Source organism: bacterium, from assembly GCA_031082185.1.
Classification (GTDB): Bacteria; Sysuimicrobiota; Sysuimicrobiia; order Sysuimicrobiales; family Humicultoraceae; genus VGFA01.
Genome location: JAVHLI010000003.1, coordinates 39,396 through 52,923, shown reverse-complemented (window position 1 = coordinate 52,923; position 13,528 = coordinate 39,396). Strand labels below are relative to the sequence as shown.

Here is a 13,528-nt window from a genome sequence, read left to right as displayed (position 1 = left end):
ATGCGGTTGATTGACCGTTACATCCTGCGCGAGGTCGGCGGCATCTTCCTGTTCGGTGTCGCGGTCTTCACCACGCTGCTGCTGGTCAACCACCTGTTCTTTCTGGCGCGATTGGCGGCCGATTCAGGCGTGCCCATCAGAACCAACCTGTTCCTCCTGGTGCTGCGGGTGCCGTACCTCGCGGTCTACGGCCTGCCGATGGCCACGCTACTGGCCACGCTGCTGGCCACCGGTAGGCTCAGCGATCGCAATGAGATCACCGCCCTGCGCACCACCGGCTGGAGCCTGGCCCGCATCGCGCTGCCCGTGCTGGCCGTAGGCGCGGCAGTAACCGTGACGTCGCTGGGCATGAGCGAGTGGGTGGTGCCCCGAACTGAGACGCGCTACCGCGAGATCCTAAGCGAGGCACTTCAGGCCCAACCCCGGCCGGTCCATCAACACGTGCTCTTCCGCGAACCCGTGGACGGTGTGGACTCGGTGTTCTACGCGCGCGAACTCCACACGAGTGACGGCACGATGTACGGCGTGGTCATCACCCAGTTTCAAGGAGGCCGGCCGGCGCGCCTGATCGAAGCCGGGCAGGCCCGCTACGCGCCGCAGGGGTGGATACTGAAGCAGGGGACCCTGTACCTGCTCGGAGCCGGCTCCGGGGTGGCGACCACGTTCGACGAGATGCGGGTGGCCCTGGTACGCACGCCGAAGCAAATAGCGGTCCCGCGCCGCGATCCCAGCGAGATGACGATCGGCGAGCTGCGCGCTCAGATCGCCACGCTCCGCTCAGCCGGGGAGAGTGCCGTGCGCTACGCCGTCAACCTCCAGGCCAAGCTGGCTCTTCCGGCGAGCAGTCTCATCTTCGCTCTGCTGGCGGTGCCTCTGGGGCTGCGGCCGCACCGGTCGGGCCGGTCTACGGGCCTTGGGATCACGGTGCTGGTGCTCCTGGCCTACTACCTCCTGATGTCCATTACGATCACGCTCGGAGAGCGCGGCCAGATCCCTGCCTTCTGGGCAGCATGGTTGCCGAACCTAATGGTGGCAACCGGCGGTGGCTGCCTCCTGTGGTTCGCCCGGTGATCGGAGGCCGGGCGGAGTACAGGCGGCTGCTGGCGATCACCCTGGCCGCGTTACTGCTCTTCGGATACGGCCTCGGCGCGGGTACCCTTTGGGATCAGGATGAGCCCAAGTACGCCGGCGTTTCGCGTGAGATCCTAGAAACCGGCGATCCGATCACCCTGCACAGCAACGGCCGGCCGTGGTTCGTGCACCCTCCCCTCTTCTTCTGGCTCCAGGCCATGACCGGATGGGCGTTCGGGTTTACCGAGGCCACCGTGCGGATCTGGTCCGCGATATCCGGCGCCGGCGCGGTTGGCGTTACCTTCTTGCTGGCACGGCTGTTCTACGGGCCCGCAACCGGAGTGCTTGCCGCGGCAATCCTGGCCACGACATTCCAGTTCCTGGTCCAGTCGCGGCTGGGCGTGTTCGATCCCACGCTGGTGCTGTTCATGCTGCTGGCGCTCTACATGTATCTGGTCGCCTACACCGGCGGCTCCGGCCGCGCCGCGGTGTGGGCATGGGTGTGGGCAGGCCTGGCCACCCTGACGAAAGGGCCGATTGGATTGTTGCTGCCTGCCATGGCCGTGGTCGGGCTGTGGTTGGTCCGGCGCGACTGGTCCGCCTGGCGCAGGACTCCGCTACTGGGTCCGGCTTTCTTCTGCCTGATCGGGCTCTCGTGGTATCTGATCGAGGCGCTGCGCCACGGCGAGCCGTTTCTCCGCAGCGCGGTCGGCTACTACCTGTTCAGCCGTTTCTTCGGCGTGGTCGAGAACCAACCCGGACCGTGGTGGTATTACGTTCCGGTCCTGATCGTAGGGGCCTTTCCCTGGACCGCGTTCCTGCCCGCTGCGGTCGCCTACCACGCGCGGCGGCGCCGCGAGCTGGGCAGCCAGGTGATCCTCCTGTGGTGCGGAATCACGCTGCTCTTCTACTCACTGGCCGGTACCAAGCTGCCCAACTACATCCTGCCGGTCTACCCGTTGCTGGCGATCGGGATTGCGCGCCTGTGGGAGGAGCAGACGGCCGGCTTGATGCGGATGGCAACTGGGCTCCTGGCGGCAACCGCGGCGGCGTTCGTGGCGGCGATCGCGCTCTACGGATGGATCAAGTTCCCCGCCGAGATGCTGGATCTGCGCGTCCCGCTGGCCGCCGCCGCCGCCGTCTTCGCCGCAGGCCCGCTGCTGGCTGCCGGCCTTCTGCTGATCCGCCGCCCGCCTCCAGCCCTGGCGGCGCTGCTGCTGACACCTGTGGTCGCCGTGCCGGTGCTCGTTCACCTCACGCTTCCGGCTATGGAGCGATATCGTCCCCTGCCGCGGATTGCCCGAGCGATAGCCCAGGAGGCGCGCCCTTCCGATGCGGTGGCCGCGGTGGCCATGAACACGTCCGCCTCGCTCGGCTTCTACTCCGGCCGCCACATAATCTGGGTTGAGAGTCCCGATGATCTGGTAGGAGCGATCTGCCGCCACAGGCGGCTGTTTGTCGTCGTTCCTCCTCACCAGCCGTCATGGTGGACCCCAACGTCGCTTCCCGCGGGCGCGCGCCTGCAGGGAGAGGACCGCGGGTATCGCATCTTCCTGAAGGAAGGGCCCGGGCCGTGTTCCGGAGGGGAGGGCGCCAAGTGACGTTCGGTCTGATCCTGATCCCGGTGCTGATCGTTGTCAGCGGAGTGGTCGCATACGTTGGGAACATGGTCGGGCGGGCGATCGGCCGACGCCGGTTGACCATCCTGGGGCTCAGGCCGAGGCACACCGCCCACCTGATCACCGTGGCTACTGGCATGCTCATCACCCTTATCACGCTGGTCTCGGTGGTGCTGGTGTCCTCTGACGCTCGAGTCGGGCTGTTCCAGCTAGACGATCTTCGCCGACAGATCGAGGACGCCGAAGCACGGCTGCGCGAGGTGGCCGGAGGGGACATCGCCTACATGCGCAACCAGGAGGTGCTGCGGGAGGTAATTGACGGCCGGCTGCCGCAGCCCGAGATCCTCGCCCGGCTGGACGCGCTGCGGCTGCGGGCGGTGGACGCCGCCGCGGGCAACGGCGTCGCCCCCAACCTGGTCACCGGCGCGGTGTTCAGTCTCTACCCACCCAACCTGACATGGGAGGCGCTCGCGCGCCTGATCTCGCTCCGCGGCAGGGAGACCGTGGTGCGGATAGTGGCGCAGGAGAACTCACTGCGGGGCGAGTCCCTGCTGATCTTCGTACAGCTCGTGGACCGCCGTCTTGTCTATGCGAAGGGGGCGCTGCTTTGGGACGGTCTCGTTGACGGCCGTGCGCCACGCGAGCAGATCAGCCGCGGCCTGCTTGCCTTGGTTGACGAGGCCGCGGAGCGGGCACAGGCCAAGATCCTTTCCCCGCCGCTGGCCCGGATCACCGAACTGCCCCGCGGTCAGGTTGACGGGGACGAGCACCGGGCCATGGTGACGCGGATCGCGGAGCTACGCCGCGAGGTGCGCGTGCAGGTCCTGGCACGGGGCAACATCATGACCGACTCTCCGCTGGCGGTGACCTTTGCCCTCAAGTAGCATGCCAACCCCCAGGCCGCCTTCGTCGCTGCTGCTGGCGATGGCCGTCGGCTCCGGTCTGGCCGCGCTCATCTATCAGGTGGTATGGATGCGCCGCCTGGCACTGGTGTTCGGAAGCACCACGCTGGCCACCAGCACGGTGCTGGTGGCCTTCCTGGGCGGCCTGGCCGTGGGCGCATGGGTATGGGGCAGGGTTGCGGACCGGAGGCCGGGTGGGGCGATTGCCCTCTTCGGCCTGGTGGAAGTGGCTACCGGACTCTACGGGTTGGCCAGCCCGTGGATCTTCCGCGGGATGGAGATCGTCTACCTGGGGCTCTATCCGGTGCTCGAAGGCCGGCCCGGCCTCTACGCGGGCGCGCAGTTCGTGCTGAGCGCACTCGTCATACTGCCGCCCACGGTGCTCATGGGAGGAACCGTGCCGCTGCTGGTACGCCATCTCGCCGTGGGCGCGGGAGGGACTGTCCGGGGCGTGGGATCGCTCTACGGCTGGAACACCGTCGGCGCTGCCATGGGCGCCGCCCTGGCCGCCTACGGGCTGCTCCCGTTCCTGGGACTCTCGGCTGCGGTGCGGCTGGCGGCATCGGTGAATCTGGTGATCGGGGCAGTGGCGCTGTTGCTCGATGCGGTGCGGCGGCGGGGACTACAGCAGCCCGCCCGGGCCGGCGGTACGCCCGGGACCGGCCGCCTGCCCGAGGCCGGCTTTGTGCCCGAGGCCGGCCTTGCGCCGCCCGATCCCGTCACGGTCTTCGTGGTGCTGCAGGGTTTTGGGTTGTCCGGCTTCGCGGCCATGACGTTCGAGGTGGCCTGGGCCCGGCTCCTTGCCATGGTCATGGGATCGTCGGTTTACGCGTTCGGCACGATTGTGGTCGTGGTCCTGGCCGGGATCGGGATAGGCAGCGTGCTGTACGGCCGGATGCGCCTGACTCCCGGCGGCCATGTTCTCGCCTTCGCGGTCATCGAGCTTCTGATCGGGCTCTGGACCGTCGTCTCGCTTCTGATCGCCCCGCAGTTGCCGTTCCTGTTCATGCGGTTCTTCCCGGTCTTTCGGGACGCCTTCGGCTGGCAGATCGCCGCGCAGATCGGCCTGGCAGGACTGGTTGGGTTTGTGCCCGCCCTACTCTGGGGCGCCACCTTCCCCGCGGTTGTCGGCATCATCGGCCCGGCGCTGTCGCGGGTGGGCCGCTCTATCGGGACCGCCTACGCCGCCAACACCGCAGGCACCGTGGCCGGCGCGTACCTGAGCGGTTTCGTGCTCATCCCGGCCGTGGGTGTGCGGGCGACGATCCTGGCCGGAGCGCTGGCCAACCTCCTGGCCGGCATCTCTGTCCTGCTGCGGGCGCCCCTGCCCTGGAGGCGCCGGCTGCCGGCGATGGCGCCCGCGGCCGCAGCGCTCCTGATCGCATTGACCCTCCCGCCCTGGCCACGCGAAGTCTTCGCCGCCGGCATCGGGTTTTTTGCCCCGCGGTTCGGTTCGGTGGAGGGTTTCACACGCACGGTGGCAGCGCTGCGGCTGCTGTACTACCGTGACGGGATCAACTCCACGATCTCCGTGGACGAAACCGAGGGGCAGCTGATCTACCGGTCGAACGGCAAGACGGATGCGTCCACCTATCCCAGCGACATGGCCAACCAGCTCCTGCTGGGGCACCTGCCGATGCTGCTGCATCCCGCTCCTCAAGATGTCTTCGTGTTGGGGTTGGGTACGGCCGTCACCGCAGCGGCGGTGGCGCGGTACCCGGTGCGCCGCATTGACGTGGTGGAGATAGAGCCCGCGGCCCGGGAGGCGGCACGGCTCTTTGGCCGGCACAACCAGGGGGTGCTGGACGATCCGCGGCTTAGAATACTCGTGGCCGACGGCCGCAACCGGCTGCTCGCGGCGGCCGACCGGTATGACGTGGTCATCTCCGACCCTTCCGACCTCTGGGTGGCCGGGACCGGCACGCTGTTCACACTCGAGTTCTACAGGGCCGTCCGGGCCCGGCTCCGGCCCGGCGGCGTGATGATACAGTGGATCCACACGCACACCCTGGCTCCGCCTGACCTGGCGCTGCTGGTCGGCACGTTTCGCTCGGTCTTCACGCGTGCCGAGCTTTGGACCTCCGGGGTCGGCGACCTCCTGCTCATCGGCTCGACCGGTCAGTTGAACTGGGACCAAGCACAGGTGGCCGACCGCATGGAGAAGGTTCCGGGCGTGAGAGAAGACCTCCGGTCCATCGGAATCTGGCACCCGCTGGCGCTGTTCGCCGGCCACATGTTGGGCGAGCCGCAGATCGCCGCATTGACGCTGGGCCTCGCAGGTCCGCACACCGACGATCGTCCTGTGATGGAGTTCCGCACGCCGCGCCTGCTCTATGCGGACACCACCGCGGAGATCGAGACGTTCCTGAGCAAGTTGGGCGCGCCATCGTTCCCGCGCATATCAGGGTTTGAGAGCGTGCGCGACCTCGATGCGGACGCCATCTACCTGATCGGATTCGCATACGCGTCCCTGGGCCGGCCGAAACTGGGGATTCCCTACATGGAGCGGAGCACTGCGATGGCGCCGGAGCGCGCCGCCTTCTTCTTGGGCCTCGCCAACCAGTACCGGGAGGTCGGCCGGGTGCGCGATGCCGAGCAGGCGTACGGCCGGGCGCTGGCGCTCGAGCCCGGTAACGTCGAAGCGCTGGTGGCCCTGGGCGAGGTGCTCCTGGAGGCAGGGCAGGCCGGTCGGGCGCTGGCGCTGGCGCAGAGGGCGCTACGCCTGGCGCCCAACGATCTCAGGGCAGGAGCGCTGGCCGAGAGGGCAAGAGGAAAGCAGCCCTAGCCGTCGAACATATCTCATAGCGGTGCAGGTTGGCGCAGGGGCACCAAGCACTGCGCCATAAAAGGGAAGTCCGGTATCACCCGTCTGCGCGTTGCGGCTCAGCGCGTTGCAGCCGGGGAAGTCCGGCGCGGTCCCGCCGCTGTCACGGAGAGCAGGCGCCACCCCAAAGGGTCATGCCACTGGGAAGGTTTCCCGGGAAGGCCGGCGGCCTGCGATGACCCGGAGCCAGAAGACCTGCCTGCACCGATGCCACACGCCTTCGAGGCAAGGGAGGTGGGCAGGTTGTTCGTTCGTGTTCTGCTGTCCGCACTGCTCTGTGCTGCGCTGACCCTGGGCCCTTCTGGCCCGTTGTTCTCTCAGGAACCCCCACCCGAGTTCGAACTGCCCGACGTCATCTCGCCGGCCAGGAGGCCGCAGCCGGCGTCGGCCTCGCCGGCCAGCGTGTCGGTGATCACGGCCGCGGAACTGCGGCGGCTGGGCGTGCGCACCGCCGGCGAGGCGATCGCGTTCCTGCCCGAGGTGGCCTCACGCGCGTACGGTGGAGCCGGAGGCCTGATCACCCCGAGCATCCGGGGGAGCAGCGCCGAGCAGGTACTGGTGCTGCTGGACGGCGTTCCACTCAACGGCGTCTTCGCAGGGACCGTGGACCTCAGCACCATCCCGATTGACGACATCGAACGCATCGAGGTGCTGCGCGGGCCGTTCTCGGCCATCTACGGCAGCGGCGCGATGGGCGGCGTGATCTCCATCGTCACGCGCCGCCGGGCGCCGGATGCGGCCACGGTGGGCGGCGGCTCCTTCGGCCTGTTGAGTTTGGGAATCGCCGGCGGAGGAGCGGCCCGCCTGACGCTGCGGTACGACGCCGCTACGGGCGAACGGCCCAACAGCGATCTGCGCAGCGGCTACTTCTCGCTGCGCCTGGGCGACGCCTCACCCGGTCGCCGGTGGGACCTAAGTCTGATCGGTTCGACCGGATCCCGCGGCTCTCCGGGCTCCACCTTCTGGCCCTCGCCGCTGGCGCGGCAGGAGGACAGCCGCCTGGCCGCGGCACTGACGGTGGAGCAGGAGCGCGGCACCACCACCGACCGCCTACGGCTGACGGTGCACCGGGAGAACCTGGCCTTCCGCGATCCCAGTTGGTGGACTGACGACAGCCACACCGGCACGGCTTGGGCCGCGGAGTGGCAGCGCACAGCGCGGATTTCCGCCTCTCGGGTCGTGGCGCTGGGCGCCGACGCGCAACTTCAACACCTGCGCAGCACCAGCGTGGGAGAGCGGTCCGCAACAGTAGGCGCGCTCTACGTGCAGGACGACCGCGTGCTCGGACCGCGCCTGCTGCTCTCTGCCGGGCTGCGCGCTGACCTGCACTCGGTCTACGGCGCGCAGATCAACCCGCGGGTAGGACTGGTCTACTTCCTCCGGCCCGACCTGCGCCTGCGGCTGGCGGCGGGCCGCACATTCCGCGGGCCGACGATGGCCGATCTCTATTATCCCTTTGACGGCTTCGCCGTCGGCAATCCAGCGCTGCGGCCCGAGCACGCCTGGTCGGTGGACGCCGGGCTGGAGGCCTCGCTGGGGCCCCGCGCCACGGCGCGCGCAACGGTATTTTGGAGCGACGTGCGCGATCTCATACTCTGGGTCCCTGACGCGTTCTTCGTCTTCTCGCCGCAGAACGTGGGCAGGGCGTCGCTGCGCGGCGCGTCGGTGGAGTTCGAGGGCGCGATCAACCCCATCTGGCACCTGCGCGCATCCTCCACTTGGCTGGCGGCCACCGATACGGCCACCGGGCTGGATCTCCCCAACCGGGCGCGCCACAGCGCGGCGCTGGCGTTGAGCGCGGCGCTGCCGCGCGGCGCCTCTGCGACCGCCTCAGCGGTCCTGGTAGGCGCGCGGTTTGCCGATTCCGCCAACACGGTGACGCTGCCGGCGTACGTGAGCGTCGGTCTGGCGGCGCAGGTGCCGCTGAATGCGGGATCCGCGCTGCGCCTCTCCGTCCAGAACCTGCTGGATGCCCGCTACGAACCGGTGCAGGGCTATCCTGCTCCCGGTCGAACGCTCATGGTGGAGTACGTGCTTCGGAGATGAAACGGCCGCCTGCCGCAATCGCATTGATCGCGCTGGCCCTCCTGGCCGCGGTCGCCGGCGCGGTGTTGTTGGGCGGCAGGGGAGGCACCGCCGATGTGGCGCCGGCTGCGCGGCCGGGCGGATCGGTGCCCGATGCCACGGCCTCTGCCATACCTGCGCCATCGGCGGCGCAGGAGTCGGGCCTGCCAGAGGAGGAGGCCGTGGTGGCGCCGAGGCCACAAGAGGAGAGGCCGGCGGCAACACAATCCCCGCCGCGCCGCGCTGCCGCGAAAGGAAGGCCCCGGGCTCCACAGGCCCAGACACCACAGGCCCAGACACTGCAGGCGGCTGCACCTGCCGCGGGAAGCGGCGGACCCTCGACCGCCGCAGCGCCCCAGCCCGGCCCAGGAGCCGGGGCGCATGGTGCCGACGCCGCAGCGCCGCTGCCTGCCGCCGCTCCTGCCCCCCTGCCGGCGCATCCACCGGCACCGTCTCCACTGCCACCGCCGCCGGTCACCGCTGCCCCGATCGTCACGCCCCCGGTGCCCGTTGCCCTGCATCCGCCGCGCCATCCCGATGCCTGGCGGGTTATCGTGGAACCCCCCGGCCTTGCCGCCGAGGCGCGGCCGGAACAGGCCTCAGCGCGGGTGCGGCTGCGGCTCCTGGTGCGCGAGGACGGCGCGGTGGGCCGTGTCGAGGTCGCGGTGAGCTCGGGCAGGCCCGAACTGGACGCGGCCGCCGCGGCTGCTGCCTATCTCTGGCAGTTCCTGCCGGCGCGCCGGGACGGCGCGCCCATTGCGAGCGTCGTGCTGATCTGGGTTGCGTTCGTGAGCGCGCCGTGAGCAGGCCCGGCAGCAAGGTAATCCTGGCGGTTGACCCGGGCCGCGCCAGGTGCGGCGTGGCAGTCTGCGAGCCCGGGAAGGTCCACGCGAGGGCGGTGGTCTCGCGCGAGGCGCTGCCCGCGCTGGTGCGGGACTGGCAGTCGCGGTACGGGGTGACCGAGGTGGTCGTCGGCAACCGCACCGCCTCGGCAACGGTGATCGCGCTGCTTGCTGACGCGGGCGTGGCCCCGGTGTCGGTTGTCGAGGAGGCGGGCACCACGCTGCGGGCCCGGTCGCGCTACTTCGATGAACACCCCCCCCGCGGGTGGCGACGGCTGGTGCCGCGCACTCTCCAGACGCCGCCTGAGCCCTACGACGATTACGCGGCGGTGCTGCTGGCCGAGGCGGTTCTGGAGGGACGCCGGTGATCACGCGGCGTAGACAGATCTGACTTCTCGAAGTCCGGGGAGGAGGATTCTGGCTTTGGGCGGCGAAGGGACAAGGGAGAGATTGTTGCGCCATCTGTGCCGCCCATGTTCCGGTTATTGCGCCGGACAGGGTTGAATGATAGTGTGTTCACATAAGTATTGAAGGGCGTCATCCGCAGCCGCGGCCGAAGAGGCATCGCGGAGCCCACCCGGAGAGGAGGGCCGGGGAGAGGGTAGGGTACCGAGGCGGCGGGACGAAGGGCCCAGGGAACAGGCCGGGAGGTTGAGGAAACACGCTCACTCCATCCCCCGCGCCGTGTGCCGGAAGGCCCGACACACGCAACACACACCTGAAGGGGGAAGAAACCAACGATGAAGCACATTGCTGTCGTTCTAGCAGCTCTGCTGTCTCTCACGCTGGTCGCCCCCGCCATGGCGCAGCCGTTCGCAGACGTGCCCACCGATCACTGGGCATACGATGCGATCGCTGAGCTGGCGGCCAAGGGTCTCATCGAGGGTTATCCCGATGGGGCTTTCCGCGGCGACCGGGCTATGACCCGCTACGAGATGGCCATGGTAGTTGCGCGCGTTCTGGCGCGCATCGAGGCCATCAAGATCCCGCCCATGCCCCCGGACCTGGTCCGGACCGGCCAGTTGACCACTGCCATGACCGCGCAGACAACGGCGCTTCGCGCGCTTGACACCCGTCTCACCGGCAGCATCACGACCCTGAACCGCCTCGTGGCGGAGTTCCGGGCTGAGCTGGCCGCCCTCGGCGTGCGGGTGACCGCGGTCGAGGAGGAGCTGGCTGCTCTCCGCGCCCGGATGGACAACACCCGGGTCACCGGCGACGCCCGCTTCCGCTACAACGTGTTCCCGGCAGGCCCCAGCGGCGGCGGAGCACAGAACAAGCACCCCGACGGCCGGATGCGGACCCGGCTGACCTTCACCGGCACGATTGCCCCCAACGCGACGGCCGTCATCCGGCTGACGGCGAACAACCAGGCCAACACAGCCGGCATCGGCTACGACGTCCGCTTCGGCCACAACTACGCCTACAACAACGTCACCTTCGACATGCTCTACCTCGACCTCCGGAACGTTTACGGCGCGAGTCTCTGGAGAATCGGCCGCCAGTTCTACTCACTGTCCCCCCAGGGCCCCTACGGCGTGGGCCTGCTCTACGACCCGGCCAGCAGCAGCGCGGGCGGCGCGGCTGTCGTCGGAGCGCCAGCGGGCTTTTCCACCCTGCCTCTCGGGACGACGACCACCGGGACCTCGGACGGTATCCTGTCCAGGTGGGTGCTCGGACCGCTGAACGTTGACCTGGCGCTCTTCCGCGACAACTGCACCCTCGTCACCCCCGTCCCCCCCGCCGTCCCTTACTGCACCATTCCCGTCGGCGCCGGCACGGGCGCATCCCAGACAATCCGCGACAACCGGATGGTGCGCGTGACCTCCAGTGCAATCCTGCCTGGCTGGACGCTTGGCGGGAGCTACTTCCAGGAGTGGGTGCTTCCGTCTGCGCCGACCAATGTCGGCGGCGGATCGGGTTGGAGCTTTGACGCTGCCGGCACCCTGGTTCCAGGCATCAGGATGTACTTCGACTACGCCTCGTGGACGACCAACGCCTTGGTGGCCTCTCCGACCACAAAGGCCTGGCGCGTAGGCGGTAACCTCGACCTGGCCCGGCTGATCGGGTTCTCCACCTGGAGGCCCACCCTGGACCTCGAGTACCACGACTACGGCCCGCTGGACGGCGCCTGCACCGCGGTCGGTGCTGCCCCGTTTGCGGCGTGCTGGCCGATCAACACCTACGCGACGACCATCACCGGCCAGGCCTATGCCTTCAACATGAAGGGCTACCTGGCACGGCTGAACCTGACCTTCTCTCCGGCCTGGTCCGGCAGCATCCTGTACGAGGCCGGCACCAACTACTGGCCGACTGTCGACAACGCCTACAGCGAGTGGTGGTTCCGCCTGGCGCACACGCTGGCGCCGCGCACAACCATCTCGTTCAACTACTACCTGGGGAAGGGGCCGAACTACGCGCTCGGCTACGCCCAGGCCGAGTACATGAAGTTCTACCGCGCAGAGCTGACCTACTCCTGGTAACAGGGTAGCGGCTCCTTCTATCGTCCCCCGGGGAGGGTCTCCTCCCCGGGGGACTTCATTTCCGGACTCTGCTGGGGACCAGGCGCGGGCCGCGCGGCGGATTGCGGCCAACCCGATTTGGTGTAGAATGGGGACGACACCGCGAAGGTGACGGAGGATGATGGGCAATGATCAAGGTGATGGCGATCGTCGCACTGCTGGCCGTGGCGCAGATCCTGCCCTCCTGCGGGGGCCCGGGTTCTCCCACCGGAGGATCGGGGGTTAGTTCCCAGGCCGAGATCATCGGCTGGGTCGCGGAGAAGCGCTCCCGCGTCTGGGAGCAAACCCCGTACATGGTCGTGATCAACCACCAGGAGTACGGCGTTCCCTACGAGTTCTGGATGGCGGTCGAGGTCGGCGACCTGGTGAAGTCCGTGGGCGGAAAGTGGACGGTCGTGCGCAAGGCACGGGGCTAGAGGACTGGGCACGCCGCGGTGTGCCGCAGGCCCTGCTTGACGGCGCTCTGGACCTGGACAAGGCCTACATCCCAAGCCGCTATCCGAACGCGCATCCCACCGGCTCGCCAGCCAGCAGGTACACTGCGGAGGAGGCCAGGAGGCACATCGCACATGCCGAGCAGATCCTCGCCTTCTGCCAGGGTCTTCTTTCCAAGGTTTGACCGGGAGGCCCTGATCGGCGCGCTGAGGGAGCGCATGCCGGCCCTGGCCGCGCGGCTCCCCCTCGTGCGCGTGGTCCTGTTTGGATCCTGGGCAGCCGGCCGTCATACGGTGGCCAGCGACGTGGATCTCCTGGTTGTCTATCAGGGGGACCAGCGAGAAGATGCCTTCGGCGCCGTGAAGACATCGCTGGCAGTGCCCGGCCTGGAGCCCCACGTCTATACGTTTCAGGAGGCCGAGGCCGCGCGTGATCGCCTGGATCGCATGACCGCGGGAGGCGTCGTCCTCTTCGCCGCGGAAGAGCCGTAGGGGGCGCTTGACCGGCCGATCCGGTGGGGCTATGATCTGAGCAGATTATCTGCTCAGATCTGGGGTGGTGGCCGTGAAGATGAGGCGGATGCCTATCACCGAGGTCAGGCGAGATTTCTGCGCGCTGGTCACCAGGGAACTGCCGGTCGGGGTGGAGGTCGCCGTCGAGATCACCTCGCGGGGGCGACCCGTTGCCGTCCTCCTGCACCCCGGGATGCTGCGGCACCTTCTCGTGTCGTCGGGGGACCGCAGACAGAGAGACCGCCTCAGGGACACGATTGAGGTGATGGCGGATCTGGAGAGGGCGTCTGTCGGGGAGGTTTTGCAGGAAGCGGTCCGCCGCCATCCTGCCGCATGACGGGTGCCCTGATCACCGACACACACCCGCTCATCTGGTGGGCAGGTTCTCGCCAGAAGCTCAGCGTGCGCGCGCGGAGAGCCTTCGAGGCGTGCACGGAGGGCAGGCTGCTCATTTACGTCCCTACCGTCGTGATACTTGAGCTGGCGCTACTCGAAGAGCACCGCAAGATCCGGCTCCGGACCCCCTTCCCGGCGTGGGTTGACAGTCTCTTCGAGTCGCCAGGGTTCGCTCCCGTGGCGATGGAACCGGTCCACGTGAAGGAGGCGTGGGCCATGCGGCGCTTCGCCGATCCCTTTGATCGCCTCATTGTTGCCGCCGCCGTCCAGTTGGGCATCCCGTTGATTTCCAAGGACAGCGAGATAGCCCGGTCCGGGCTTGTGAAGATGTACTGGTAGGA

The 13,528-nt window shown here is 68.5% G+C and carries 13 protein-coding genes and 1 riboswitch; all 13 genes read left to right on the top strand.

What is annotated here, in order from left to right:
• Entirely contained in the window at positions 1–1,071 is a 1,071-nt protein-coding gene (locus RDU83_04105; GenBank protein MDQ7840196.1) for an LptF/LptG family permease, read from the top strand.
• A complete protein-coding gene (locus RDU83_04100; GenBank protein ID MDQ7840195.1) occupies positions 1,056–2,672 on the top strand; it encodes a glycosyltransferase family 39 protein in 1,617 nt (538 codons plus the stop codon). The genes RDU83_04105 and RDU83_04100 overlap by 16 nt, the downstream gene beginning before the upstream one ends.
• Complete coding sequence (locus RDU83_04095) at positions 2,669–3,574, top strand: DUF3084 domain-containing protein (GenBank protein MDQ7840194.1); 906 nt, start codon at positions 2,669–2,671, stop codon at positions 3,572–3,574. Before RDU83_04100 ends, RDU83_04095 begins: the two co-directional genes overlap by 4 nt.
• Position 3,575: 1 nt before the next feature.
• Positions 3,576–6,377 (top strand): fused MFS/spermidine synthase, encoded by a 2,802-nt coding sequence (locus RDU83_04090; GenBank protein MDQ7840193.1) that lies wholly within the window; start codon positions 3,576–3,578, stop codon positions 6,375–6,377.
• 9 nt (positions 6,378–6,386) lie between these two features.
• Positions 6,387–6,634: riboswitch (cobalamin riboswitch) on the top strand.
• A 25-nt stretch (positions 6,635–6,659) separates the two neighbouring features.
• A complete protein-coding gene (locus RDU83_04085; GenBank protein MDQ7840192.1) occupies positions 6,660–8,462 on the top strand; it encodes a TonB-dependent receptor in 1,803 nt (600 codons plus the stop codon).
• Positions 8,459–9,283, top strand: a complete 825-nt coding sequence (locus RDU83_04080) for a TonB family protein (GenBank protein ID MDQ7840191.1) — start codon at positions 8,459–8,461, stop codon at positions 9,281–9,283. Before RDU83_04085 ends, RDU83_04080 begins: the two co-directional genes overlap by 4 nt.
• A complete protein-coding gene (locus tag RDU83_04075) occupies positions 9,280–9,690 on the top strand; it encodes a pre-16S rRNA-processing nuclease YqgF (GenBank protein MDQ7840190.1) in 411 nt (136 codons plus the stop codon). Before RDU83_04080 ends, RDU83_04075 begins: the two co-directional genes overlap by 4 nt.
• 372 nt (positions 9,691–10,062) lie before the next feature.
• Entirely contained in the window at positions 10,063–11,805 is a 1,743-nt protein-coding gene (locus RDU83_04070; protein ID MDQ7840189.1) for an S-layer homology domain-containing protein, read from the top strand.
• A gap of 167 nt (positions 11,806–11,972) precedes the next feature.
• Positions 11,973–12,260, top strand: a complete 288-nt coding sequence (locus RDU83_04065) for a hypothetical protein (GenBank protein MDQ7840188.1) — start codon at positions 11,973–11,975, stop codon at positions 12,258–12,260.
• Positions 12,230–12,463: a HEPN domain-containing protein gene (locus RDU83_04060; GenBank protein MDQ7840187.1), complete on the top strand. Its 234-nt coding sequence runs from the start codon at positions 12,230–12,232 to the stop codon at positions 12,461–12,463. The genes RDU83_04065 and RDU83_04060 overlap by 31 nt, the downstream gene beginning before the upstream one ends.
• Positions 12,414–12,770 (top strand): nucleotidyltransferase domain-containing protein, encoded by a 357-nt coding sequence (locus tag RDU83_04055; protein MDQ7840186.1) that lies wholly within the window; start codon positions 12,414–12,416, stop codon positions 12,768–12,770. Before RDU83_04060 ends, RDU83_04055 begins: the two co-directional genes overlap by 50 nt.
• 79 nt (positions 12,771–12,849) lie before the next feature.
• The gene (locus tag RDU83_04050) at positions 12,850–13,128 is read left to right on the top strand and encodes a hypothetical protein (GenBank protein ID MDQ7840185.1); all 279 of its coding nucleotides are present in this window, start codon (positions 12,850–12,852) and stop codon (positions 13,126–13,128) included.
• Entirely contained in the window at positions 13,125–13,526 is a 402-nt protein-coding gene (locus tag RDU83_04045) for a type II toxin-antitoxin system VapC family toxin (GenBank protein MDQ7840184.1), read from the top strand. Before RDU83_04050 ends, RDU83_04045 begins: the two co-directional genes overlap by 4 nt.
• Positions 13,527–13,528 lie beyond the last annotated feature (2 nt).

Excerpts from the sequence above, each read along its gene's own strand:
- RDU83_04045 (MDQ7840184.1), top strand. The coding sequence starts at position 13,125 with ATGACGGGTGCCCTGATCACCGACACACACCCGCTCATCTGGTGGGCA.
- RDU83_04055 (MDQ7840186.1), top strand. The coding sequence starts at position 12,414 with ATGCCGAGCAGATCCTCGCCTTCTGCCAGGGTCTTCTTTCCAAGGTTT.
- RDU83_04090 (MDQ7840193.1), top strand. The coding sequence starts at position 3,576 with ATGCCAACCCCCAGGCCGCCTTCGTCGCTGCTGCTGGCGATGGCCGTC.
- RDU83_04065 (MDQ7840188.1), top strand. The coding sequence starts at position 11,973 with ATGATCAAGGTGATGGCGATCGTCGCACTGCTGGCCGTGGCGCAGATC.
- RDU83_04050 (MDQ7840185.1), top strand. The coding sequence starts at position 12,850 with ATGAGGCGGATGCCTATCACCGAGGTCAGGCGAGATTTCTGCGCGCTG.
- RDU83_04105 (MDQ7840196.1), top strand. The coding sequence starts at position 1 with ATGCGGTTGATTGACCGTTACATCCTGCGCGAGGTCGGCGGCATCTTC.
- RDU83_04070 (MDQ7840189.1), top strand. The coding sequence starts at position 10,063 with ATGAAGCACATTGCTGTCGTTCTAGCAGCTCTGCTGTCTCTCACGCTG.
- RDU83_04080 (MDQ7840191.1), top strand. The coding sequence starts at position 8,459 with ATGAAACGGCCGCCTGCCGCAATCGCATTGATCGCGCTGGCCCTCCTG.